The organism is Pseudomonas sp. TWRC1-2 (genome assembly GCF_049896685.1).
Taxonomy (GTDB): domain Bacteria; phylum Pseudomonadota; class Gammaproteobacteria; order Pseudomonadales; family Pseudomonadaceae; genus Aquipseudomonas.
Map to the genome: position 1 here is coordinate 23,490 of NZ_JAFCUU010000005.1, position 23,350 is coordinate 46,839.

21 protein-coding genes are annotated in these 23,350 nt (G+C 62.2%); 14 read left to right on the forward strand and 7 right to left on the reverse strand.

The features are described from left to right. Positions 1-126: 126 nt before the first annotated feature. Positions 127-1,404 (reverse strand): acetyl-CoA C-acetyltransferase, encoded by a 1,278-nt coding sequence (locus tag ACP7B3_RS15540; protein WP_145160356.1) that lies wholly within the window; start codon positions 1,402-1,404, stop codon positions 127-129. A gap of 113 nt (positions 1,405-1,517) precedes the next feature. Between ACP7B3_RS15540 and ACP7B3_RS15545 the strand changes: the two genes are divergently transcribed. The 4 genes from ACP7B3_RS15545 to ACP7B3_RS15560 all read left to right on the forward strand — a co-directional run bounded on the left by ACP7B3_RS15545 (position 1,518) and on the right by ACP7B3_RS15560 (position 7,671). Continuing rightward, entirely contained in the window at positions 1,518-2,870 is a 1,353-nt protein-coding gene (locus tag ACP7B3_RS15545) for a 3-oxoacyl-ACP reductase (protein WP_262208970.1), read from the forward strand. A gap of 2 nt (positions 2,871-2,872) precedes the next feature. Beyond that, positions 2,873-3,721 (forward strand): MaoC family dehydratase, encoded by an 849-nt coding sequence (locus ACP7B3_RS15550; RefSeq protein WP_426179541.1) that lies wholly within the window; start codon positions 2,873-2,875, stop codon positions 3,719-3,721. Between the two features lie 291 nt (positions 3,722-4,012). Then, positions 4,013-5,806, forward strand: coding sequence for a collagen-like triple helix repeat-containing protein (locus ACP7B3_RS15555; protein WP_426179543.1), 1,794 nt, complete (start codon positions 4,013-4,015; stop codon positions 5,804-5,806). Positions 5,807-5,988: 182 nt separating this feature from the next. After that, positions 5,989-7,671 carry a ShlB/FhaC/HecB family hemolysin secretion/activation protein gene (locus ACP7B3_RS15560; RefSeq protein ID WP_145160350.1) on the forward strand — a complete coding sequence of 561 codons (1,683 nt, stop codon included), beginning with the start codon at positions 5,989-5,991 and terminating at the stop codon, positions 7,669-7,671. 261 nt (positions 7,672-7,932) lie between these two features. Here ACP7B3_RS15560 and ACP7B3_RS15565 read toward each other — a convergent pair whose 3' ends face one another. The 3 genes from ACP7B3_RS15565 to ACP7B3_RS15575 are packed head-to-tail and all read right to left on the reverse strand — an operon-like array spanning position 7,933 to position 8,843. Continuing rightward, on the reverse strand, positions 7,933-8,340 hold the full coding sequence (locus ACP7B3_RS15565) for a response regulator (protein ID WP_369301507.1): 408 nt from the start codon (positions 8,338-8,340) through the stop codon (positions 7,933-7,935). A 59-nt stretch (positions 8,341-8,399) separates the two neighbouring features. After that, a complete protein-coding gene (locus ACP7B3_RS15570) occupies positions 8,400-8,594 on the reverse strand; it encodes a Flp family type IVb pilin (protein ID WP_145160347.1) in 195 nt (64 codons plus the stop codon). A 54-nt stretch (positions 8,595-8,648) separates the two neighbouring features. Further along, positions 8,649-8,843 carry a Flp family type IVb pilin gene (locus tag ACP7B3_RS15575; protein WP_119737765.1) on the reverse strand — a complete coding sequence of 65 codons (195 nt, stop codon included), beginning with the start codon at positions 8,841-8,843 and terminating at the stop codon, positions 8,649-8,651. Positions 8,844-9,176: 333 nt separating this feature from the next. Between ACP7B3_RS15575 and cpaB the strand changes: the two genes are divergently transcribed. From cpaB to ACP7B3_RS15615, 8 genes are read left to right on the forward strand one after another with little or no spacing between them, the layout of a single operon-like run. Further along, on the forward strand, positions 9,177-10,103 hold the full coding sequence (cpaB, locus tag ACP7B3_RS15580; protein WP_106577724.1) for a Flp pilus assembly protein CpaB: 927 nt from the start codon (positions 9,177-9,179) through the stop codon (positions 10,101-10,103). Between the two features lie 15 nt (positions 10,104-10,118). Next, complete coding sequence (locus ACP7B3_RS15585) at positions 10,119-11,339, forward strand: type II and III secretion system protein family protein (RefSeq protein ID WP_416364471.1); 1,221 nt, start codon at positions 10,119-10,121, stop codon at positions 11,337-11,339. Beyond that, positions 11,336-12,529, forward strand: a complete 1,194-nt coding sequence (locus ACP7B3_RS15590; protein ID WP_145160343.1) for an AAA family ATPase — start codon at positions 11,336-11,338, stop codon at positions 12,527-12,529. Before ACP7B3_RS15585 ends, ACP7B3_RS15590 begins: the two co-directional genes overlap by 4 nt. Continuing rightward, positions 12,526-13,794: a CpaF family protein gene (locus ACP7B3_RS15595; protein ID WP_145160341.1), complete on the forward strand. Its 1,269-nt coding sequence runs from the start codon at positions 12,526-12,528 to the stop codon at positions 13,792-13,794. Before ACP7B3_RS15590 ends, ACP7B3_RS15595 begins: the two co-directional genes overlap by 4 nt. Positions 13,795-13,807: 13 nt before the next feature. Beyond that, the gene (locus ACP7B3_RS15600; RefSeq protein WP_426179548.1) at positions 13,808-14,689 is read left to right on the forward strand and encodes a type II secretion system F family protein; all 882 of its coding nucleotides are present in this window, start codon (positions 13,808-13,810) and stop codon (positions 14,687-14,689) included. A gap of 1 nt (position 14,690) precedes the next feature. Then, positions 14,691-15,584 (forward strand): type II secretion system F family protein, encoded by an 894-nt coding sequence (locus ACP7B3_RS15605; RefSeq protein ID WP_145160337.1) that lies wholly within the window; start codon positions 14,691-14,693, stop codon positions 15,582-15,584. Between the two features lie 10 nt (positions 15,585-15,594). Next, positions 15,595-16,317 (forward strand): tetratricopeptide repeat protein, encoded by a 723-nt coding sequence (locus tag ACP7B3_RS15610; protein ID WP_426179550.1) that lies wholly within the window; start codon positions 15,595-15,597, stop codon positions 16,315-16,317. Between the two features lie 2 nt (positions 16,318-16,319). Further along, positions 16,320-16,589 carry a DUF3613 domain-containing protein gene (locus ACP7B3_RS15615; protein ID WP_242199090.1) on the forward strand — a complete coding sequence of 90 codons (270 nt, stop codon included), beginning with the start codon at positions 16,320-16,322 and terminating at the stop codon, positions 16,587-16,589. 142 nt (positions 16,590-16,731) lie between these two features. Here the strand turns inward: ACP7B3_RS15615 and ACP7B3_RS15620 are convergent, their stop codons facing one another. Beyond that, a complete protein-coding gene (locus ACP7B3_RS15620; protein ID WP_242199087.1) occupies positions 16,732-17,514 on the reverse strand; it encodes a response regulator transcription factor in 783 nt (260 codons plus the stop codon). 125 nt (positions 17,515-17,639) lie between these two features. Beyond that, entirely contained in the window at positions 17,640-18,092 is a 453-nt protein-coding gene (locus ACP7B3_RS15625) for a prepilin peptidase (RefSeq protein ID WP_426179553.1), read from the reverse strand. A gap of 93 nt (positions 18,093-18,185) precedes the next feature. On the opposite strand from ACP7B3_RS15625, the gene ACP7B3_RS15630 reads away from it, so the two are divergent. Continuing rightward, a complete protein-coding gene (locus tag ACP7B3_RS15630; protein WP_426179555.1) occupies positions 18,186-18,626 on the forward strand; it encodes a TadE/TadG family type IV pilus assembly protein in 441 nt (146 codons plus the stop codon). Further along, positions 18,623-21,355 (forward strand): PAS domain-containing sensor histidine kinase, encoded by a 2,733-nt coding sequence (locus tag ACP7B3_RS15635; protein WP_426179557.1) that lies wholly within the window; start codon positions 18,623-18,625, stop codon positions 21,353-21,355. Before ACP7B3_RS15630 ends, ACP7B3_RS15635 begins: the two co-directional genes overlap by 4 nt. On the opposite strand, the gene ACP7B3_RS15640 is transcribed toward ACP7B3_RS15635, so the two are convergent. Further along, positions 21,352-23,328 carry a pilus assembly protein TadG-related protein gene (locus tag ACP7B3_RS15640; protein WP_426179559.1) on the reverse strand — a complete coding sequence of 659 codons (1,977 nt, stop codon included), beginning with the start codon at positions 23,326-23,328 and terminating at the stop codon, positions 21,352-21,354. The genes ACP7B3_RS15635 and ACP7B3_RS15640 overlap by 4 nt on opposite strands. Positions 23,329-23,350: the final 22 nt, after the last annotated feature.

The following is a 23,350-nucleotide window of genomic DNA, read 5'->3' on the forward strand; positions in this document are numbered from 1 at the left end:
TTGTGGGTCCTTTATTACCAAACACGCGTATGGCACTCGTTATACGGCAATCGGCTCGCCTCGGGGAGAGGCTAGCGACCTTTGACACTTAAGAATGCATCCAATATGCCAATTTTTCTGCGCAATTCAGCGCTCGATAATCGCGGTCACGCCCTGCCCGCCCGCGGCGCAGATCGAAATCAGCCCACGTCCCTTGCCCGCCGCGTCCAGCAGCTTGGCCAGGTTGGCGACAATGCGCCCGCCGGTGGCCGCAAACGGATGCCCGGCAGCCAATGAACTGCCCTTGACGTTGAGCCGGCTGCGGTCGATGGCACCCAGCGGTGCGTCCAGCCCCAGGCGGGTTTTGCAATATTCCGGGTCTTCCCAGGCTTTGAGCGTGCACAACACTTGGGCAGCGAACGCTTCGTGAATCTCGTAGTAATCAAAGTCCTGCAGCGTCAGGCCATTTCTCGCCAGCAAACGGGGCACGGCGTACACCGGCGCCATCAGCAGGCCTTCGGCGCCGTTGACGAAATCCACGGCCGCCGCTTCGCCATCGCGCAGGTACGCCAGGATCGGCAAGCCGCGCTCCCTGGCCCAGGCTTCACTGCCCAGCAGCACCAACGAGGCGCCATCGGTCAGCGGCGTGGAATTGCCGGCGGTGAGCGTGCCCTTCTCGCTGCGCTCGAACACCGGCTTGAGGCTGGCGAGTTTTTCCAGGGTCAGGTCCGGGCGCAGGTTGTTGTCGCGGGTCAGACCGAGAAAGGGCGTGAGCAAATCGTTGTGCCAGCCTTCGGCGTAGGACGCGGCCATTTTCTGATGGCTTTCAAGGGCCAACTGGTCTTGTTCGGCGCGGGGAATCTGCCAGGTCTGCGCCATCAACTCGCAGTGTTGGCCCATGGACAGCCCCGTGCGCGGTTCGCCGTTGCGCGGCAGTTCCGGCTTGAGGTGATGGGGACGAAGTTGTAACAAGACTTTTAATTTGTCCGCCATGGACTTGCTGCGGTTGGCCTGCAGCAGGATCTTGCGCAGGCCTTCATTGACACCGATCGGCGCGTCGGACGTGGTGTCGACGCCACCGGCGATCCCGCACTCTATCTGCCCCAGGGCGATCTTGTTGGCCACCAGCAACGCCGCCTCAAGCCCGGTGCCGCAGGCCTGTTGAATATCGTAGGCCGGGGTTTGCGGCGAGAGGCGCGAACCCAGCACGCATTCGCGCGTGAGGTTGAAGTCGCGGGAATGCTTGAGCACCGCACCCGCGGCCACTTCGCCAATGCGCAGGCCGTGCAGGTTGTAGCGTTCGATCAGGCCTTCCAGGGCTGCGGTCAACATCGCCTGGTTACTCGCCGTGGCATACGGGCCGTTGGACCGGGCGAAGGGGATGCGATTACCGCCAATGATCGCTACACGGCGCAATTGAGTCATGGAAAGCTCCCTGAAGGTTGTGGGTGGAATCATCCAGCCTAGCCTAGGCTGATCGAACGACTGCCGCACCGGGGTGGTCAACCCTTTGAACCCCAGCCTTCGGAGAGCGTTCCATGTCTGACCGTTATATCGACTTCGCCAACTCAAGCCTCGGCCATCGCCTGGTCGCCGCCATTGGCCTGCCGTCACCGGTACGCCTGGAACGCTGGCAGGCCGGGCGCCTGCGTCCGGTGGAAGGCGCGCTGCTGTTGGGCGGCGGCGCACTGGCGGCCAAGGTGCTGCCGTTTGCCAATAAACTCACGGACGCTATTTACAGTTACGGTGCCGCACCGCTGTCCGCGCCAGCCTGGATTCCCGGACACGGCCCCAAGCTCAAGGCCGTGGTGTTCGACGCCAGCGACCTGCAGCACACCGATCAGCTCAAGCAGCTGCGGGAATTCTTTCAGCCGCTGCTGAAAAATCTCGACCACAGCGCGCACCTGGTGATTCTTGGCCGAGCGCCGGAAAGCCTCAGCGATCCGTTTGCCGCCAGTGCACAGCGTGCCCTGGAGGGTTTCAGCCGTTCGCTGGCCAAGGAGCTGCGCAGCGGCGGCGTGTTGCAATTGTTGTATGTGGGCGAAGGTGCCGAGGACCAGTTGGAAGGCGCGTTGCGGTTTTTCCTGTCGCCTAAAAGCGCCTACATCTCTGGCCAGGTGATCCGCCTGCAAGCCTGCGCCACGCCGGTCGAGGATTGGACTCGCCCGTTGGCCGGGCGCAAGGCGCTGGTCACCGGTGCCGCGCGTGGGATTGGCGCCTCGATCGCTGAAACCCTGGCGCGCGACGGCGCCGAGGTGATCGTGCTTGATGTGCCGCAGGCCAAGGCCGATCTCGACGCCCTCGCTGCACGCCTGGGCGCCCGCACCGTGGTGCTGGATATTTGCGCCGAAGACGCGGCAACGCAATTGATCGAACACCTGCCGGACGGCATCGACATCGTGGTGCACAACGCCGGCATCACCCGCGACAAAACCCTGGCCAATATGACCCCGGAATACTGGGACGCGGTGCTGGCGGTCAACCTCAACGCACCGCAGGTGCTGACCAAGGCCCTGCTCGACAGCGGCACCCTGCACGACAACGGGCGCGTGGTGCTGCTGGCGTCCATCAGCGGCATCGCCGGCAACCGCGGGCAAACCAACTACGCCGCGAGCAAGGCCGGGCTGATCGGCCTGGCCCAGGCCTGGGCACCCTTGTTGAGCGAACGCGGGATCAGCATCAATGCCGTGGCGCCTGGCTTCATCGAAACCCAGATGACCGCGCACATTCCCTTCGCCCTGCGCGAAGCCGGGCGGCGCATGAGTTCACTGGGCCAGGGCGGCTTGCCGCAGGACGTGGCCGAGGCAGTGGCCTGGCTCGGCCAACCGGGTTCCGGAGCGGTCAGCGGCCAAGCGCTGCGGGTGTGTGGGCAAAGCCTGCTGGGAGCATAAGCATGGATTGGCAGACCTTAGGCACCACCCCGTTTCTACCGCCGCTGTACTGGCGTGCAGCGCTCAAGCGCAAGATCACCGGCAGCACCTTGCCCGAACAGGGGCTGCGCTGCCGGGTAAGCGTCAATCCCAAGGCCGTGGCGGCCTATCGCAAGGTCTGCGGCTTTGCCGACAGCCCCATTCTGCCGGCCACTTACCCGCACATCCTGGCGTTCGGTTTGCAGATGCAATTGCTCACCGCAAACAACTTTCCGTTCCCTTTGCTGGGGTTGATTCACCTGAGCAACCGTATTCGCGTGCATCGCCCATTGGGCGCGGTCAGCGAGCTGACGGTGGCCGTGCACGCGCAAAACCTCAAGCCGCACGCCAAGGGTGCCACATTTGAAGTGGTCACCACCGTCGAGGACGCCCTTGGCCTGCTGTGGGAAGCCGAAAGCCAGATGCTCTGCCGGGGCGTGAAGCTCGAAGGCGAGTCGATGAATGACGCGTTGCCCAGCCCCACGCAGGTCACCGAACTGATTTGCTGGAAAGCTCCCGCCGATATCGGCCGCCGCTATGCCCGGGTGTCAGGCGATTACAACCCGATCCACTTGAGCGCCCTGACCGCCAAGTTATTCGGCTTTCCCCAGGCTATCGCGCATGGACTATGGAACACGGCACGGACCCTCGCGGCACTGGGTGAACACTTGCCTGCGGCCAATATTGAAATCGTGGTCGAGTTCAAGAAACCGGTCCGCCTGCCCAGTGAAGTAACGTTGCTGGCCAGTGCGCCAGGTTCCAGCGGTGAGTTGCTGTTAACTGGCGCGGGTAACATTGAACACATGGTAGGAAAGTGGCAACCGATTGCCTGAATAACGCTGATTAATTGTATATATACACCTTAAGTTATAGCGGACCTTTAAAGGTCCGCTTTTTTATTCAAGCCATTGATTTATAAACGATATACCTCCCTTCTCTATACCTTTGGCATTAGTCGCTAAGCACTGTCGGGCGACCCGTATATAAATCGTTAATACCAAGTTGAGCGTTGCGAGAAAGAGTGCCCGGGTCTGTGATAACCCCACGGACAAACGTATCGCTATCCCTAGAAGTAACGAGCGTTTGAAACAACCACGGTTGTACAGGTGCAAGGGAACTCAATCATGAAAACTCAAACTCAAGTAGTGCTATGGAAAGCAAGTACCGCGCTGGCCCTGATCATGGCAATGAGCCTCGGTGGCTGCAGCAGCGGTGGCGGTGGACATCACAGCAGCGTGGCCGCGTCGTCGCCTGACGCAGGCGCCGGCACAGGTACCGGAGGCGGTACAGGCGGTGGCTCCGGTGGCGGCACTGGCGGTGGAACTGGCGGCGGTACTGATGGTGGCACTGGTGGAGGCACCGGCGGCGGTACTGGTGGCGGCACAGATGGCGGCACCGGCGGAGGCACGGGTGGAGGCACCGGCGGCGGAACTGGCGGTGGCACTGATGGCGGAACCGGCGGTGGCACGGGTGGCGGCACCGGCGGCGGAACTGGCGGTGGCACTGGTGGCGGCACCGGCGGTGGCACGGGTGGTGGTACTGGCGGCGGCACTGGAGGCGGCACTGGAGGCGGCACCGGCGGTGGCACTGGTGGTGGCACCGGCTCGATTACAACCCCACTGGTAACAGGCCAGATTGCTGGCACCCTGGGCACCACGGTGGGCAATGTCGGTACAGCGGTCGGTGAAATTGGCTCGACCCTGAACGGCGTTCCTATCGTCGGCGTCACCGCTGGCGGCCTGGTGACCTCCGCCGGTACTGCGGTGACCAGCATCGGCAGCGGTGTAACGACCGGTCTGGGCTCATTGGGCACTGACAGCAACTCCCTGGGCAAAACGGTTGCCGGTGTTGCCAACGGCGTTGCCGACCTGGGCACCGGTGTTTCAGGCGCTGGCCAATCCCTGGGCACCACACTGGGTGGCATCCCGGTTGTCGGCGGCCTGACCGGTGGTGTCGGCACTGCGGCGGGGGGTCTGGTGAATAACGTCGGTCAAGCGGTCACGATGCTCGGCGACACCCTCAGCACGTCCAGTACCACGGGCCCATTGGGTTCGCTGACTAACACCGTTGGCGGCAAAGTACTGGTGCCTGTGGTGTCCCTGGTGGAAAACACCACCGGCAACCTCGGCAAGGCAACGGGCCTGGGCAACCCGGTCAATGGTGTGCTGGATAAAGTTGGCGCCACCGTCACCGGCCTAGGCGGTCAGGTTGCCAGCGCCGGCGGCACCGGCAACCCGGTCACCACGATCGTCGGCGGTGCGCTGACCGGCGTCGGTGGCGTGCTCGACAAGTCTGGGGGTTATGTCGCCCCAGCCAGCGGCGCTGCGGCGCCTGGCTTGCCGGAGCTGGTGGGTGGCCTGGTGGCCAACGTGGGTAATGGTCTGAATGCCGGCAACACCAACGGCACAGTGAGTGCAGCCGGTGTAACCGGTGGCGCACTGGGCAACACGGTCGCCTCACTCGGCACCGTGCTGGGCGGCACCGGCGTCACCAACACCGCCGCTACAGCGCCGGTGGCTGGCTTGGCCACTAACGTCGGCGCGGCACTCAATCCTGTGACGACCGGGGTTAGCACCTTGACGCAGAACATCGGCACCACCACCGGTATCGGCGCTCCCGTCAACGGCCTGGTGACTCAAGTCGGCGGCGCAGTCAGCGGTATCGGCACCAACCTGACCGCCGCCAATGCCAACCCGATCACTAACGCTGTAGGCACCACCGTCACGGCCGTCGGCAACACCGTAGGCGCAGTGGGCGGCTTAGTCACCGGCGGCACCAGTGGCGCAAGTGGCAGTGGTGGTCTGCTCGGTGGGCTGACCGTAGGCGCTGGCGCCAGCACTTCGGCCAATGGCAGTGCAAGCACTGGCACAAGCGGCGGTCTGGGAGGTTTGCTCAACGGCCTGACCGGCAAAAAATAGAATTGCACCTGGCCGATTAGACGGCCTCCCCTACAGCGCCTACGCTTGGTTGAGACGAGAGACCCTTATAAGTCTCTCGTCTTTTTTATGGGCTGGCGTTAACGACTGCCGCGCCCTCCCGCACCGCGTCCAAGAAACCGGCGGGCCCGAAACGCTGCTGCAGTTTGACCATGGAGTGTCCTATGCGCGTGTTGACGCCGTTGTTATTGCTAACCCTCAGTGCCTACGTCCAGGCCGAGACCCTTCCCAGCTTTCTTAACAGCAACGACACCATTCGCACCCTGCCTGTGCCCAACCTTCCCGCCGATGCCTATCGACCGGTCACACCACAGACCCAGGTGCCGCAAGCGCCTGCGACCCAGAATCAGCCGCTGCAGATGGACACCAAAGTCACCATCCGCAAGCTGCAGATCGAGGGCGGTACGATCTACCCGCTGACGGACACGGCCAAGGCCTACGCATCGCTGATTGGCCATGAGACCAACCTTGCGCAACTGATCGAAGCCACCCGCAGCATCACCCGTCGCTATCAGGACGACGGCTACCTGTTGTCCTACGCGTTCCTGCCGCAACAGTCCTTCGAAAACGGCCTGGTGCGCGTGGTATTGGTGGAGGGTTACATCAAGGATTATCAGCAAAGCGGCGACATCGGCTCGGTGTCGGCCTACGTCGATAAACTGGCAGAAAAACTGTTGGCTGAACGGCCGCTCACGCGCAAGACGTTCGAGCGCTATACCACCCTGATGGGCCGTATCCCCGGCGTAACCCTGCAAGCGCAAGTGCCACCGCCGGGCACCACGGATGGCGCCACGCACATGAAAATCGAAGCCACACGCAAGCCGTTTACTACCAGCATGAGCCTGGTCGACGAAAACCGTGGCGGCACCCAAGCCCTGCTCACCGCCACCAGCAACTCCCAGACGTCCATGGGCGAACAGCTCAACGTCAGCGGCCTGTTCCCGCCGGGCGACGATAAAGAACATTACTACCGTGTGGGCTACAGCCAGTTCATCAATGCCGAGGGCAGCCAGCTGGTCTTGGGTGCCGAGCGCTACCGCGCCGACCCCAAAAGCAACATACAGCTGGACGGTGGCTTCGAACTCAAGCCGCATCAGGCGATTGATCGCTACACCATTGGCCTCAGCCATCCGCTGATTGCTTCACCCACCGAATCCTTGACCCTGGGTACACGCCTGTATGCCGTTGACCAGACCACGCGCTATCAACTGGTGGGCTACCCCAACCGATTCGACATCGAAACCAACCTGCGCGCGCTGGCATTCGAGGCCGACTGGCGCAAAGCCGACACTCGCCAATTACGCATCCTCAGCGCCGGCCTGTACCAAGGCATCAATGGTCTGGGGGCCACTACCCGCAGCGACCTGGAAGTCACCAAGCCTGACCTGGACTTCTTCCGCCTGCGCCTGTCCGGCGTGCAAAGCGACAAGTTTTTCGATAACTGGCAGGGCGTGCTGTCGGGGGCGTTCTACTGGAGCGACGACACTTTGCCCGACAGTGAACGCGCCACCTTCGGCGGGCAGAATTTCGGCCGCGGCTATCCCGACGACCAAGCCTCGGGCGACAAGGGTTGGGGCGTGGCCTATGAGGTCAACTACAGCTTCAACCGTGCCGGCGATTGGGTAAAGGTCCTGCAACCCTACGTGGTGCTCGACCGCGCCAAAACCTGGTTCAACGAGCTGCCGGTCAAAGGTAACGACATGTCGTCGGCGGCTGTGGGACTGCGCTTTGGCGACAACAAGTACTACAACATCGCCCTTGAAGCCGCCAAGCCAATGTCGGACATCGCCCTGGACAGCTTCAACCGGCGGCCGCGGTATACGCTGAGTTTCAGCTATCAACTGTGAGTGTTTGCGGTAGCCCGCCTGCGTGGCGAGTGGGCGCGTTCGTGGCCAATAGACTTGTCCTTGGCCAGGGGCTTATCTGTGGCGAGCGGGCTTGCCCCGCGTTGGGTCGCGAAGCGGCCCTGACCCAGACGCCGCATTTTCCCAGTCAAAACCGCGTTGGCAGGTTTTGGCGCCGCTTCGCAGCGCAACGCGGGGCAAGCCCGCTCGCCACAGACAAGCACGCTCGCCACGGACAGGCCTCTGGCCGCAGCAAGCCCGCGCCTACAGTTTGTGTTTGATCAGCGGAAACAGGCTGTTGAGGGTATCGATCAACCGCACCAGATAGATGGGTTTGCGAAACAGGTCCAGCACCTGCAGGCGCAGCATGTCGCTGACGTCATCCATCTCGGCATGGCCCGACATCACGATGACCGGCAGGTGTTGGCGATCGGTGTGTTCGCGCAGGCGCCTGATCAGCGAGATCCCGCTTTCTTCAGGCATGCGCAGGTCGGTGATGACCAGCGCGATGTCAGGGTTGAGGGTCAGCTCCTGCAGCGCGAAGGTCACGGAGGTGGCGGTAAAACAAACGAAGCCCTCGTTCTCCAGCGACTCCGCCAGTTCTACGAGGGCATCTTCTTCGTCATCCACCAACAGGATCTGTTGGCGTAAAGGTCCAGATGCAGCATTCATGGGCACTACCTGGCATAGCCGATCAATAACGAGCGTACTCACAAGATGCTGCCTGCGACTTACGTCGTGGTAATGGCGCTCTGAATTTTACCGAAGAAGGTCGTGATCTGAGGCCCCAGTGTCGTGCCTGCGGCGAGTACCACCAGCGCCACAATGGCCACGAGGATGAGGTATTCAATCGCCGTCGCCCCCTCTTTATTGCGCAAGAGCAACTGAAGCTGAACATGCAGTTTCATCAACAGATCAAGGACCATCGTACTTCTCCTCTGGCGACTTAACGCCCTATCAAGGGTTTGCACAATCATTATTTACGTTGTGGTAATGGCGGTCTGGATTTTGCCAAAGAACGTCGTGATCTTCGGTCCTAGCGTAGTACCGGCTGCCAGTATCACCAACGCCACAATTGCCACGAGAATGAGGTATTCAATCGCCGTGGCGCCTTCCTTGCGATGAAAAAGCAGCTGGAGTTGAACGTGAAGTTTAATCAACAGATCAAGGATCATTTGTACTGCTCCTTTGGCGACCAGGCGCCCTATCACGGTGTCCTGCACAGTAATTGCGATGTGCCACCTGAGCATTGTCAACAAACCACGCGCTCACAACTGTAAGAACTGATTAATTACAAAGTAGAGGTCGCCTTACTGACGCCTTAAATCCGTGATTTAAAAGGCTAGTTATGGCGGGGCGAAGAAATCTTTCTGTCAGTAATGGCATTTCGTCCTAGCTGAACTACCTTCAAATAGCGAAATAGTTAGTCCGCTGTTCATAGCAGCCGGTTGCGTGATTAGCCTGTTCGGATAGACAGGCTGTGGTGCAACAGGAAAGGGAGAGCCGTCGTGAACACACGTCTGAGTATGATACTGGCCGGCGTGCTTTTGGTCGGTGCACTGTTTGCCGGTTATTGGGGATTAGTGCTCAGTCGTGAACCTGCCCCGGCGCCGCCACCGCCGCCACAGACCGCGCCGGTCGAAAAAGCCGTCGCCGTGGTGGAAGACCAGACCCGCCAGCCAGTGGTCGTACTGGCCCACGATGTACCGCCCTTTGTCGCCCTGAATGCCGCCGACCTCAGTGTAGAAAAACTGCGCACCGTGCCGGCTGGCAGCATGACCAGTGTCGACCAGGCCATTGGCCGCACGCCCTGGCGCGCATTGCAGGCCGGCACTTGGCTCAACGAAGAAAGCTTCACGCCCGGCGGGCCGCTGGCGCGCATGATCCGCCCTGACGAACGCGCCCTGGCGGTGGCCGTGGATGAAGTGATCGGCGCCGCCGGCCAATTGAGTCCCGGCGACTACGTGGACGTGTTGCTCTACCTGCGCCAGGACACCGCCAACCTCGAACAATCGGCCCAAGTAGTCGTCCCCGCCATGCGCTTGCTCAGCGTCGGCGACCAAATGGGCCTGACCAACGACGGCACTCCCGCCTCCCCGCCGGCGATGACCGCCGAAGAAAAAGCCCAACGCCGTGCACCCTCGCGCACGGTTGTGCTGGCGGTGCCCGAGCAACTGCTGAGCCGGCTGATGCTTGCCTCCCAGGCCGGCACTTTGCGCCTGGCCGTGCGCAGTGCCGACGAACGCTTGCTGAGCCAGTACTGGGCCGGCGAAAGCGACGCACCGGGCAAGCTGCAAAGCGCTAATCGCGACCTTTACCAGTTCACGCAACTGGCCTTTGCCCAAGCCCCGAAAAAAGTCGCCCAGAGCGCTCCGCACCGCACCGGTGTGGAGGTGATCCGCGGCAACCAAGCCACCCAACAAACGCCTGATTGAACAAGGATGCTGTGCATGAGCCGACGTTTCGCACCGGTGTTCACGCTGAAAATTGCCTGTGCCCTGCTGCTGTCGAACCTGTCGGTGGGCGGGGCCGTGGCCGCCACCGGCAACTGCAGTAGCTTGGGCCAATTACCCGCAGCCCTTTCGGTGGGCGAAGGCCTGCAACAGGAGCTGCAGTCACCGGTGGCGATCACGCGTCTGGCCATCGGCGACCCGAAAATCGCCGACGTGCACCTCAACGGCGATCGCGGCTTCCTGCTGACCGGCATCGCCTCCGGCACCACCAGCCTGATGGTCTGGACCGCCTGTTCCAACACGCCGCGCCAGAGCATGGTGTTTGTCAAAGGCAAGGCCACAGCGGCGCTGACCAGCCTGTCACTGGCGCCAGCGGATGATCCCTCGCTGCCCAGCCAAGTGCAGACCGACATCCGCTTTGTCGAGGTCAGCCGCACCAAACTCAAGGAAGCCAGCACCAAGATCCTGGGCATGGGCAAAAACTTTTTCCTCGGCAGCCCCAACCTGTTATTTCCCACGTCCAGCACCTTCAAGCTGCCGGTGAGCGCTGACCAGTTCAACATCGGCTTTGGCGGCGGGCGTGTCTCGGCGATGATCAACGCCCTGGAAAGCAGCGGTTTTGCCTACACCCTGGCACGCCCAAGCCTGGTGGCCATGAGCGGGCAAAGCGCGACCTTCCTCGCCGGTGGCGAGATCCCGATCCCGGTGCCCAGCAGTGGCAGTGACACCATCTCCATCGAGTACAAAGAGTTCGGCATTCGCCTGACCCTGACCCCCACCGTCATCGACCGCAACCGGATTTCCCTCAAGGTGGCACCGGAAGTCAGCGAGCTGGACTACACCAACGCCGTGGTCATTCAAAACATCCAGGTACCGGCGCTGACCATCCGCCGCACCGACACCAGCGTGTCCCTGGCCGATGGCGAGAGTTTCGTGATCAGCGGCCTGATCAGCAGCAACAACACCACCAACATCAGCAAGTTTCCGGGCCTGGGTGACATTCCGATCCTGGGCGCGTTCTTTCGCGATTCTTCGGTCAACCGCCAGGACAAAGAGCTGCTGATGATCGTCACGCCGCACCTGGTTCAGCCGCTGGCCGCCAACGCTCAACTGCCGTCGTTGCCTGGCGAGAACCTGCGCAACTACGACCCGAACTGGTACCGCCTGTACTTCCTGGAAAACGGCAATTTCGACCGCAACAATGGGTTATCACAATGAGCGATAGCCTGAGCCAGACTTTCCTGGCAATCACCCGCAACACCACTGACCTTGAGTGGCTGCAGGGCGCGCTGGCACCGCTTGGCCAAGTGGTCAGTGCCGGCAGCGGCACGCTGGACGAGTTACTGGCGCTGGTCGATGTGACCTTCGCCAACCTGGTGTTTATCGGCCTCGACCGCGAGCATGTGGTGGCCCAGAGCGCGCTGATCGAAGGCGCGCTGGAAGCCAAACCGATGCTGGCCATCGTCGCCCTCGGTGACGGCATGGACAACCAGTTGGTGCTCAATGCGATGCGCGCCGGGGCGCGGGATTTTGTCGCCTACGGTTCACGCTCAAGCGAAGTGGCCGGGCTGGTGCGCCGCCTGAGTAAACGCCTGCCGCCCGTGACCACCAACACCCAACTGGGCGGCCTCACGGTGCTGTACGGCACTCAAAGCAATGCCGACGGCGCCCTGCTCGCAGGTCACTTGGCGCTGGTTGTACAAAAGAGCGGCCAGCAAACTCTGCTGCTGGACCTGGGCCTGCCACGCGGTGACAGCCTGGCGCTGCTGGGGCTGGAAAGCTCGTTCAATTTTGGCGATGCCCTGCGCCACCTGCGGCGGCTGGACGCGACCTTGATCAACAGCGCCTTCACCTCTGCCGAGGACGGCCTGCGCATCCTCGCCTACGCCCCCAACGATGAGCCGCTGGAACAGACCAGCGCCGCCGAGCTGTACATGCTGCTCAGCGCCCTGCGCCAGCACTTCCAGCACATCGTGGTCAACCTCGCCGGCCAGCAGGACAGCGAAGCGCTGCGCACCTTTGTCAGCCACTGCGACAAGCTGTTGTGGTGCACCGATCAAAGCGTGCTCGACTGCCGTCGCAACCTCGCGATACTCAACCAGTGGCGCGAAAAAGGCATGAAACTGGAGCACGCCAAGCTGCTGGTCGATCGCTACATCAAAAGCTGCGCACCCGATTCCGAGGCGCTGGGAAAGAGCTTTGGGCTGGAGGTAATTGCCGTGTTGCCACTGAGCCCGGAGGTACGCCTGAATGCGAAAAACCAGGGGCAAACCTTGTTCGCCCTGGCCCCGCGAGAACCGCTGACCCTTGGCCTGAAAACCCTGGGCGAACGCCTGGCAAAACGCTCGGAAGGCATGAAAAAACCTTCTCACAACTGGCTTGACCGCCTGCTGGGCACCGGCAAATGAACGGCGAAAAACTCTTCGGCGCCCCCGCTCGCGGCATCGGTGGCAACACCGACCACGATGGGCTCAAGCTGGTGCTGCATCGGTACATCATCGATGCCATCGAAGAGTCGGGCAAGAATCTGCTGGAAGGCTCACGCCCGCTGCTGGCGCAATTTGTCATCGACAAGGTGGCCGAATACATCAACCGCATGCACCTGGCGATCTCGCGCTATGAAATGGAGCGCCTGGCCGAAGAAATCGTCGATGAACTGACCGGTTTCGGCCCACTGGAAGTGCTGCTGCGCGACCCGTCGGTGACGGAAATCCTGGTCAACGGCCCGCACCGGGTGTTTATCGAGCGTGACGGTGTGCTGCATCAAAGTGACCTGCGCTTTATCGACGCGCACCACGTGGAGCGCGTCATGCAGCGCATCCTCGCGCCTCTGGGCCGGCGTCTGGACGAGTCGTCGCCCATGGTGGATGCGCGCCTGCCCGATGGCAGCCGGGTCAATGCGATCATCCCGCCGATTGCCCTGGACGGGCCGTGCCTGTCGATTCGAAAGTTTCGCAAGGACATGCTCAAGAGCAGCGATTTGGTGGCCATGCAGACCATCGACCAGAACATCTTCGACTTCTTCCAGGAGGCGGTGGGCAAGCGCTGCAACATCCTGATCAGCGGCGGCACCGGCACCGGTAAAACCACGCTGCTGAATATTCTCAGTCAGCTGATCAACCCGCATGAGCGGCTCGTCACCATCGAAGACGTGGCCGAACTGCAACTGGGTCACCCTCACGTCGTGCGCCTGGAAACCCGCCCGCCGAACGCCGAGGGCCATGGTGAGGTGAAAGCCAGCGACCTGATCCGCAACGCCCTGCGGATGCGCCCCGACCGCATCATTCTGGGTGAGATTCGCGGCGTGGAAGTGCTTGATGTACTGACCGCCATGAACACCGGCCACGACGGTTCCATGAGTACCGTGCACGCCAACAACGCGGCCGATGCCTTGCTGCGCCTGGAAACCCTGGTGGGTTTGACCGGCCGGGTGGTGGCGGAGAAAACCCTGCGACAAATGATCTGTGCGGCGCTGGATGTGGTGATTCAACTGACCCGCCTGCCGGACGGCCGTCGTTGCGTCAGCGAAGTGGTCGAGGTGGTCGGCATCCGTGAAGACGTGTACGTGACCAACACCCTGTTCCGCCATGACCGGCGCACCGGCTTCGGCTTTCTGCGCGAGGCGGTCAACCCGGCCGGTGAAAAACTGCGCCGCGAACCGTTACTGCCTTGAAGGGGACGCAAGCATGACCGGGGCCATCCTGTTGCTCATCTGCCTGATTCTGATCGGCCTGTCGATTCGTTCCTTCCAGATCGGTTTGCGCCGCGCCCAGACCGAACGCGTGCTCGGCCGCCTTGCCGAAGGCCAGCCGCAGCTCGTCGAAGAGAACGGCCAGTGGAGCGGCGTGGAGCGCATGTTCCTGCGCGCCGGCCTGGGCAAACCCAGTGACAACCTCGGCGTGTGGCTGGCGATCTGGGCGCTGGGTGCAGTCCTGGGCCTGCTGGTTGCCGGCTGGATCGGTCTGTTGGTGATGGCGGTGTTGCCGCTGCTGGTACTGCGCCTGTACATCGCCTGGCGCTATCAACGTCGGATAAAGCGCATGATCGAACAACTGCCGCAATTGCTCGACCACACCGTGCGCAGCCTCAAGTCCGGGCGTACCCTGGCCGACGCGGTGCTGGGCGGCATCGAGATTACCGAAGACCCGCTGCAACAAGCCATGGGCCGTATCCGGCGCAACGTGCAGCTGGGCGTGAGCCTGCCGGAGTCGGCCCACGACTTTGCCGAATTTTACGAGCGCGATGAGTTTCGCCTGTTCGCGCTGGGCTTGAAGGTCAACCACCGCTATGGCGGCAACGCCAGCGAGCTGTTGGAAAACCTGATCAAGATGATCCGCGAACGTGAGCAAGCCGCCCGCCAGCTGCGCGCCTTGACCGGCGAAACACGCGTCACGGCCTATGTGCTCACCGCCCTGCCGATCTCGATGATCGGCTACTTCCTGGCGGTGAACCCCGCGTACCTGATGACCATGTGGAACGACGGCACCGGGCGCATTCTGTTGTTCGTGGCGCTGGTGATGCAGTTGTTGGGCTGCTTCACCCTGTGGCGCATGTTGCGGAGCGTATGAGATGGCGATTGCACTGCTGATCAGCGCTGTACTGTTTATTGCCGCCCTCGGGTTAGTGCTGGCCAACCTGATAAAACACCGGCGCGGCCAGCGCCTGGTTGCCCAACGTTTGCAGGGCCAGATGGCGCGCGAACACAGGTTCGGCACGCTGATGCGCCAGCTGGGCAGCAGCCCGCTCGCGCAACGCTCGGTGAGCCTGGACAACGAAACCCAGATCCTGCTCAACCGTGTCGGTTGGCGCAAAGCCAACCAGCGCTCGATGTTCGCCGCCTTCCAGGTCGGTACGCCGTTGCTGCTGTTGATCATGACCCTGGTGGTTCAGCAAGTGATGTACCCCGCGACCGGCTCGCCGTGGCTGGCGCCGTTGCTGGCCCTGGGCATCGGTTATCTGTTGCCCAAGCGCATTCTGGCCAGGGCCGCCAAGGCGCGCCAGCAACGCATCTCCCGCGAGGTATCGACCTTCATTCCGCTGCTGCGCATTCTGTTCGAATCCGGCATGGCGGTTGAGCAAGCGTTGCGCGTGCTGAGCATTGAAGCGCAACGCCTGTTGCCGGCGCTGACCCATGAGTTGCGCTTGATCCTGACACGGGTCGACTCGGGCCTTGAGCTGAGCGAGGAGCTGGGCAAGACCGCTCGGCTGCTGGCCGTGGATGAATTCACCGACACCTGCACCATCCTCCAGCAGCTGGTTCAGCAAGGCGGCGGCGCGATGAAATCGCTGCTGTCGCTCAAGCAATTGCTCGACGACCGACGCCTCACGCGGATCCAGGAATTCGTCTCGAAGATGTCGGCAAAAATGTCCGTGGTGATGATGGTGTTTTTGTTTCCCGCCTTGCTGATCGTGCTCGGGGGACCCGCCTTTATCGGCATCACCCGGGCCTTGAGTAACTTATGAGGAGCGCCCGATGAAAGCCTTGATAGCCGGTTTGAGCCTGTTGCTGCTAAGTGGCTGCGCCACCAATGGCCAAACCCCGTGGGGCGCGTTTACCGGCACCGGCAGTTGCCCCAAGCCCAGTTCCGATCAGGAGCTGTCGCTGAACCTGGCCGATGAAATGGCCGGCGACGGCAAGCTGCACGCCAGCCTCGCCAACCTGCAAGGCTTGCCGGCCAATCTGCCCCAGGTGCGCCTGCGCCAGGCCAAGGCCTATCGCCTGCTCGGGCGCAGCGAAGCCGAGCCGTTGTACCGCAGCCTGATCGGCACCTGCATGGCCGCCGAAGGCGAACACGGCCTGGGGCAGGTCGCTTCGGCCAAGGGTGATAACGGGCAAGCGATGGCCCACTTGCAACGCGCCGCTCGGCTGGCGCCCACCGACGAGAAAATCCGCAACGACCTGGGCGTGGTGTACCTCAACCAACTGCGCCTGGACGACGCGCGCTTTGAATTCATGACCGCCATGGAACTCAAGCAGAGCGACCCGCTGGCGGCGGTCAACCTGGTGACGCTGTTGATTTATCAGGACAACTGGAAGCAGGCCGCGCAACTGGTCAGCCAGATGGGCCTGAGCCCCGAGCAAGTCACTGAGGCCCAGGCCCGCGCCGAGAAACTCAAAGGCTCAAGCACATCCGTCGCCAAAGCCAAGGATCAAGTCGCCGCTGTCAGTGATGCCGCAAGCACCCCGAGGAATTGATGATGAAAACACCTTATCTCGCCAGCCTGGCCATGCTCGTGTTGCCCTTCAGCGCCATGGCCATCGAGCCCGGCCCGTCATCGCCCCAGCAAGCCTTGACCGAGCAATGGCTGACGCTGCAGGTCACGGGCAGCGCCGCGTCGCAAACACCTCAGAAGGCCTCGGCGGCCGAACGTGACAAGGCGCACCAGCGTTTGCTGGACAGCTACAAGTATCCGATTCCGGAGTATTTCGAGCAGAAGGTGGGGGGGAAAACCGGAGGCAGCAATTGATCTATCACTGACACACAGCAGATCTAATGTGGGAGCGGGCTTGCTCGCGAATGCAGTGTGCCAGTCACCCAATAGGTTGGCTGATACACCGCATTCGCGGGCAAGCCCGCTCCCACATTTTGACCGAGTTTAAACGGGCAGATCAGTGCGCCGTCACTCGCTGGCGCAGCGATGAATTATTTGGCGATAACGCCAATGCCAATTGCGTGCGGTTGTGCATGTGCGTCAGGCGCAGCACTTGGGACACGTACAGCTTCACCGTGTTTTCAGTGATGCCCAATTCGCAGGCGATCTGATAGTTGGTCTGCCCCTTGCCCACCAGCCGTGCGACATCCAATTGGCGTGGCGACAACTGGTTGAAGATCGCCGGGATTTCCACCGGCCCGGCATCCTCGGCCGAAGCCTCGTCGCTTTCCCGTCCAGGCCCACTGCTGCGCACTTTATCGAGGTCCTGATACAGGTCGTTGATGGACTCGGAAAGAAACTGCAGTTTCTGATTCAAGTTACCCAGTTGCAGGTCCTTTTTGCGCTCTTGCAGCGCGGCGTCCTGGCGCTGCAAGCCTTCGAGCAACTCGTGCAGGTTGATGGGCTTCTGGTAGTAGTCCGCGATGCCGGCACGCAGGGCCTTGATCACGTCCTGCTTGTCAGCGCGACCGGTCAACATGATGGCTTCGAACGCGCGCTGCTTACCGGCGATTTTTTGCAGGGCCTGCACCAACTCGATGCCATCCATCTCCGGCATATGCAGGTCGCACAGCACCAGGCCGATCTCGGCATCTTCGCTGAAACGCTTCACGGCCTGTTGGCTGGATTCACAGGGGACGCAGCGGTAGCCGCTGCTTTCAAGAAATTCACAGAGTTCTTCCACGATCAGCGGCTGATCGTCGACAACGAGCACTTTTACCGCAGAGGTAAGCTTGTTCACGCGCTACTCCATGCATTTCAAGCCAAAAGATTGACCATCCCTTTACGACACATATCCGGTACATCTCCTCATTAAACGTAGACGCACTTTCTGACTATGTACATAGCGTTAATACCCGCTGACGACTAATGGATCCAAAACCACGCAACGGCAAAACCCACCAGTAAAAACGGGGCGAATGGCTGCTTTTTTGACGCACCGGGCGCCAAGTAACCCATATGCTTTTTAAGATATTGATTCATATGCGGCCAAAGCGTTGGCGAAACGATCAGCCAGAGCAAATTGGCGACTGCCGCCCCTACAAACGACCACAGCAAGTACTCTGCATTCGACACCAGCGCCAACGCTGCGAGCAGCTTCACGTCGCCCGCCCCCAAACGACCGATGGCGTAGCCGGGCAAGGTCAGCAGCAGCGCCAGAAAAAACGCCAACAGCCCCTGCCCGGTCGACGCCCCCAGCCAGGTGGTGCCCGTCCAGAGCAGATAGATCAACGCCAACAAGGCAACGCCCAGCGTCAGACGATTGGCGAGCAACCGCTGCCGAGCATCCTGCACTGCACACAGCACCAACCACACCATCACCACTGCGCCATGGATCACGTAAAAAACATCCCTTTTTGCCGATTGATTCTATGCTGATATCAAGTAGTAGCCGTCAGGGTAGACGCGGTGATGAAAACAAGCCTCCCGGATAAGCAAAAAGGCGCGGCAGCAATCGAATTCATTGCTGTGTTCGTGATTTTTTTCGCCGTGTTCTACGGCATGGTCAGCTATAGCCTGCCGCTGCTGTTGTTGCAGTCGTTCAACCAGGCGACGGCAGAAGCCGTGCGTCTGAGCGTGGCGCTGGACCCCAACATGCAGGGCTACGCCGCCGCCGTGCAAAGCACCGCCAAAACCGCAGTCGCCAACCGTTTGCTGTGGATCCCGCCCTCCTACAAATTCGACGCTGCCACGCAAGTCACCACCACCTTCAACAGCGGCTTGTTGTTAGTGAAGATCAACTACCCCACGGCCAATCTGCAGGCGGTAATGCCCTTTATTGTCCTGCCCGGCATCGGCACCGTACCGCAGCTGCCGACGACGCTGCAGGCCACCTCGAGCCTGCAGTTTTGACCTCGGGGGAAAAACTCTTCGGGCGCCTGCTCGGCCGAAGCAGCGCGTTGGCCCTGGACACGCCTGCGTCGCCTGTCGCCGGGCTGCACCTGTGGTTGGACGCGCACGGCCGCGTGCTCGAAATCAGCGGTGCACTGCGCTCACACCTGGCGCAATACACTGACTCACCGCCCCTCCAGGACCTGCTGTGTGCCCACAGCGCGATGGCGGTTGAAGGCGTTCCTGCCGATTGGCAGCGCCATAGCCTCGACCTGGATTTCCAGGGCGCCGCCGGGCTTGTGCTGCACACGCGAGGCACGATTGAAGCCCAGGATAACGGCTGGCTGCTGCATGCCGTGGACATCGGCGATTTGCTCAACGGCCGGCACCTGGCCGAGCAGCGCGAACAGGATCAGCAATTGGCCAGCCTTGTGAGTGAACACCTGCGGGTGTGCAGCCTCAGCCGGCTGCCCGACGTGTTCAACGAACAGCTGGCCAGCGTCGCGCAGCGCTGGCGCATCCCGTGTGTGGCCCTCGCGCTGCTCGATCAAGAAGACCAGGACTGGGTGATCTACAGCCAGTACGCCAACCATGATGCGCCGCTGTTCTGGCACAACGGGCAGCGCCTCGGCACCTGCCTGGACAGCCTCAACGGCACTGCCCCGCTGAGTTTGCAGGCACCTTATGGACGCGGAGAACACCCGCGTTTGCACAGCGTATTCGGCAATGCCGACGGGTTTCTGGTGCCGTATCGCGATGGCCAGGGCGTGGCCGCGTGGTTGCTGTGCGGGGCCTACAACGGCCAGCCGCACATGCGCGACCGCGACTGGCTGAACCTCGCCGCCGCCATCGCCGCGCCGCTGCTCAGCCGCCTGCGCGAGCAACGCCACCACCAACAATTGGAGCGCCTCGAAGCCCTGCAAGGCCTGTTGGGCACCGGGTGGTTCGAGTTGCTGCCCGCCAGCGCCGAGATCCAACTTGCGCCGCAATTGATGCGCAACATCGACTCAGAGCAAGCCCCGACCCGGCAAGCCCTCGACACCTGGCTGGCGCTCATCCACCCCGCCGACCGAGAGGAACTGCACAGCCGCCTGCGCGACCTGCAAGCCCTGGGCAAGCCTTTGCTCGCCAGCGTACGCCTCAACCGTGGCGACAGCGCCCAACCGCCGACCTGGTATCGGGTACAGGGCCAAGTGCTGGGCGTGGGTGAGCAACGCCGCTGGGTCGGGTTCATGCTCGACATCAGCGACATCAAGAACCAGCAGGTGCACGCCGACGCCGCCCATGCTCGCCTGGATAACCTGATTGCCAGCTCACCGGCGGTGATCTACGTGCAACGCTACGTGAACGGCGCGCTGCTGCCGGTGTTTTTCAGTGACAGCCTGCTGCCGTTGCTGGGCCGCACCCTCGCCGAGTGCAGCCACGACAGCCTGGTGCAGTGGGTGCATCCCGACGACCGCGACCTGTACTTCCAGCGCACGCGCCAACTGCTGCGCGAAGGCAGCGTGCGCAGTCGTTACCGTGTGCAGGACAAACAGGGCAATTACCACTGGCTGCTTGATGAAGCCAAATTGCTGCGCGACGACCTGGGCCTGCCGGTGGAAGCGATTGGCCTGTGGCTGGACGTCACCGACGCGACCGTGGCTGCGCAACAGGTCAAAGCCAGCGAGGAGCGTTACCGAATTCTGGTGGAAGACTCCCCGGCGATGATCTGCCGCTACCGCCCGGACCTGACCCTGACCTTCGGCAACACGCCATTGGCCAACTACCTCGAATGCCGTCCCGCACAATTGCGCGGGCTGAACCTGGGCGACTGGCTCTCAGCCGAACAGCGCGAGGCGTTTGTGCAGCGCATCCGGCAGTTGACTCCGGAGTTCCCGGTCAGCACCGCCGAAATCAGCCTGCAACTGCCCGGGCGCGAACACGCCTGGTGGGTCTGGTCGGACCGCGGCGTGTTCGATGAGCACGGCGCCCTGGTCGAGGTGCAGGCCGTGGGCCGCGACAACACCGAGGTGCGACGCTCGCAGCAGCAACTGACGCAAAGCGCAAAAATGGCCACCCTCGGCGAAATGGCCACGGGCCTGGCCCATGAGATCAACCAGCCGCTGAACGTGATGCGCATGGCCGTCGTCAATGTGCTCAAGCGCCTGGGCAGTGGCAACGTGCAGGTCGACTACCTCACCGAAAAACTCCAGCGCATCGACGCCCAGGTTCAACGCGCAGCCCGGGTGGTGGACCATATGCGCGTGTTCGGCCGCCGCTCGGAAGTCGAGCAACAACCGTTCGACCCGGCGCAGGCGGTTGAAGGCACCCTGTCGTTGCTCAGCGAAGGCCTGCGCGGCAAAGGCGTGGAAGTCCGCCTGACCCAGGCGGACGTTCCCGTGCAGGTCAAAGGTTACGTCGACCAGCTTGAACAGGTGCTGATCAACCTGATGGTCAACGCCCGCGATGCCCTGCTGGGCCAGCGCGAAAAAGACCCTGAGTTGCGCCCGTGGATCGCCGTGCACACCGAACACGATAGCCGTCACGTGCGCATCTGGGTCGAGGACAATGGCGGGGGCATTGACCCACGCTTGCTGGAGCGGATCTTCGAACCGTTCTTCACCACCAAGCCCATTGGCGTGGGCACCGGGCTGGGCCTGTCGGTGAGCTACGGCATCGTCGAGAACATGGGCGGACGCCTCAGCGTCAGCAATGGCGAACAGGGCGCACGGTTTTGTGTGGAACTGCCCAGGGCCACCGACGCTTAGATCACCAGGTAGGCCTCACCAGTCTGGCCGCAGGTGAGGTTGGCGCCCACGTTCACATTCGTCAGGCTGATGCCCAACATGTTCAACAGGTTGTTGAGGATCGGGTTAAGCAGCGGGCCCAGCAGGCTATCCACCACCGGGGTGACGATGGCGCTGACGCCACCGAGCAGCGACACGACGCTTGCCGCCAGTGCGCCCAGCGGGTTACTGCCGACCGGCTGGTACGCCGTAATGCCTACGCCATTAAGCGTGGTCGACAGGCTGCTGACCACATTGGTCGCCGGCGCGGCCGCCTGATAGGTCGGGGTGAGGCCCACGTTAGGCGGCGTGGCGAATGGCGCAGTACTGGAGAACACCAAGGTTTGATTGCTCGCCGCAATCGGGCTTAGCACTTTGATCGCGACGCCACCGGCGGCGAACGGTACACGCGTCCCGCAGGTGCCGATTCCGAGGATTTCATGGCAGGTCTTGGTGCCGATGTCGATCAGCGCCAAAGGCGCCACGGTCATCGGTAACGTGCTGGAAAACGCATTGGTGATAGCGCCCACATTCAGCGACGCCAGCGAGGTGGTGGTGTAGGCCGTCAGGCTCTTGGTGCCAGCGCTGCCTGTCGGGCAACTGTAGGCGGTGACATAGCTGCTGGCGCCGCCGGCATCCAGCACGATATTGAGCGGCAGGTTGCCCGGCAACGCCAGCAGATCCAGTTGTTGGCAGCCGGCCCCCAGCAAACACAGCGCCGAGTTGATCGTGCTCACCAGGTTCAGGCTCAACAGGCTGTTGACCACCGGCGTCAGCGGCCCCACCAGGTTATTCACGGCCGTGGTGAGCCCCGACAAACTGCTCAGCACCGGCAGGCTGACCGTCACCTCGGTGCGCACCTGGGCGGTACGCACATAAATCGCATTCGGCCCCAGGGGGTTGGCCGCGGCCAGCGCCGGGTCACCCATCGCCGAGAGTTGCGGCGGCTCGATCACTTTGACCTGGGTGGTGATGTTGGCCAGCCCCAGCAGGCTGACGGGCAAGATCGCGGCAGCCGCACTCTGGCTGTTGGACAACTGCACCACGCCCTGAATCAGCTGGAACACCTGCAGGTTGGCATTCAGCGCGGCGGCGGTGATGCCCGTCTGCAACTGCAGGATCTGCCCGAGGGTCAGCGGGGCCTGGTTGATGGCGGCGATTTTCAAGCTGCCCAGGGCCGTCAATACATCCGCCGTCGCGCCGTTGGCGGTGAGCACCGTGATCGCGGCCTGGATCAATTGCGAGGCGGTGACATTGGTGTTGAGCAGTTGGGTGTAGTTACCTGCGGTCACGCCCAGGTTGATCGCCAGTTGGTCGAGGTAACTGAGCAGGCTGATATTGGTGTTGAGCAAGCCATTCCAGCCGGCGAGTGTCAGGTTGAGGTTGCCGCCGAGCAAGCCGCTGAACAAGGGGTTCAACAGGCTTGCGCTGGCGCTATTGACGCTGGCCAACGTGCTGTTGATGGTCAGTTGGGCCAAGGATGGCGTGGGCTTGGCCGCCACCGCCGTGGCTGACAAGACCGTGTTGAGGCTGACCGGGTTGCCGGAAAACAGTGCCCACACCCCGCCGGCCACGCTGGTCGTGATGGTTTTGCTGGCCACTACCTGAATGGCTGACGACAACGCGGGGTTAGCGCTGAACGTGCGCTGGCCCGAGGCGCCAGTGGTGACGGAGCCACAGCTGGTCACCAGGGTGTTGCCGTTGCCCACCACGAAATAATTGCGCGCCACGCTTTGCCCGGCGTAGGCCGCCGCACTCAACCCCGCCAGGCAGGTGCCATTGCGGCTGACGGCTTCCAGCGCTGCGGTGTCCGCCACGCCTTGCAACTTGCGCTTTTCCAGGTACAAACGGCCGCTGTCTATCACCAGCAGGGTAAACGCCAACACCACCGCCAATACGCCGGCGGCCATCAAGCCAATGGCGCCGCGCTGCTTGCAATGAAATCGGGGAGACATCGAGCACTCCTGTGCCGGCGAG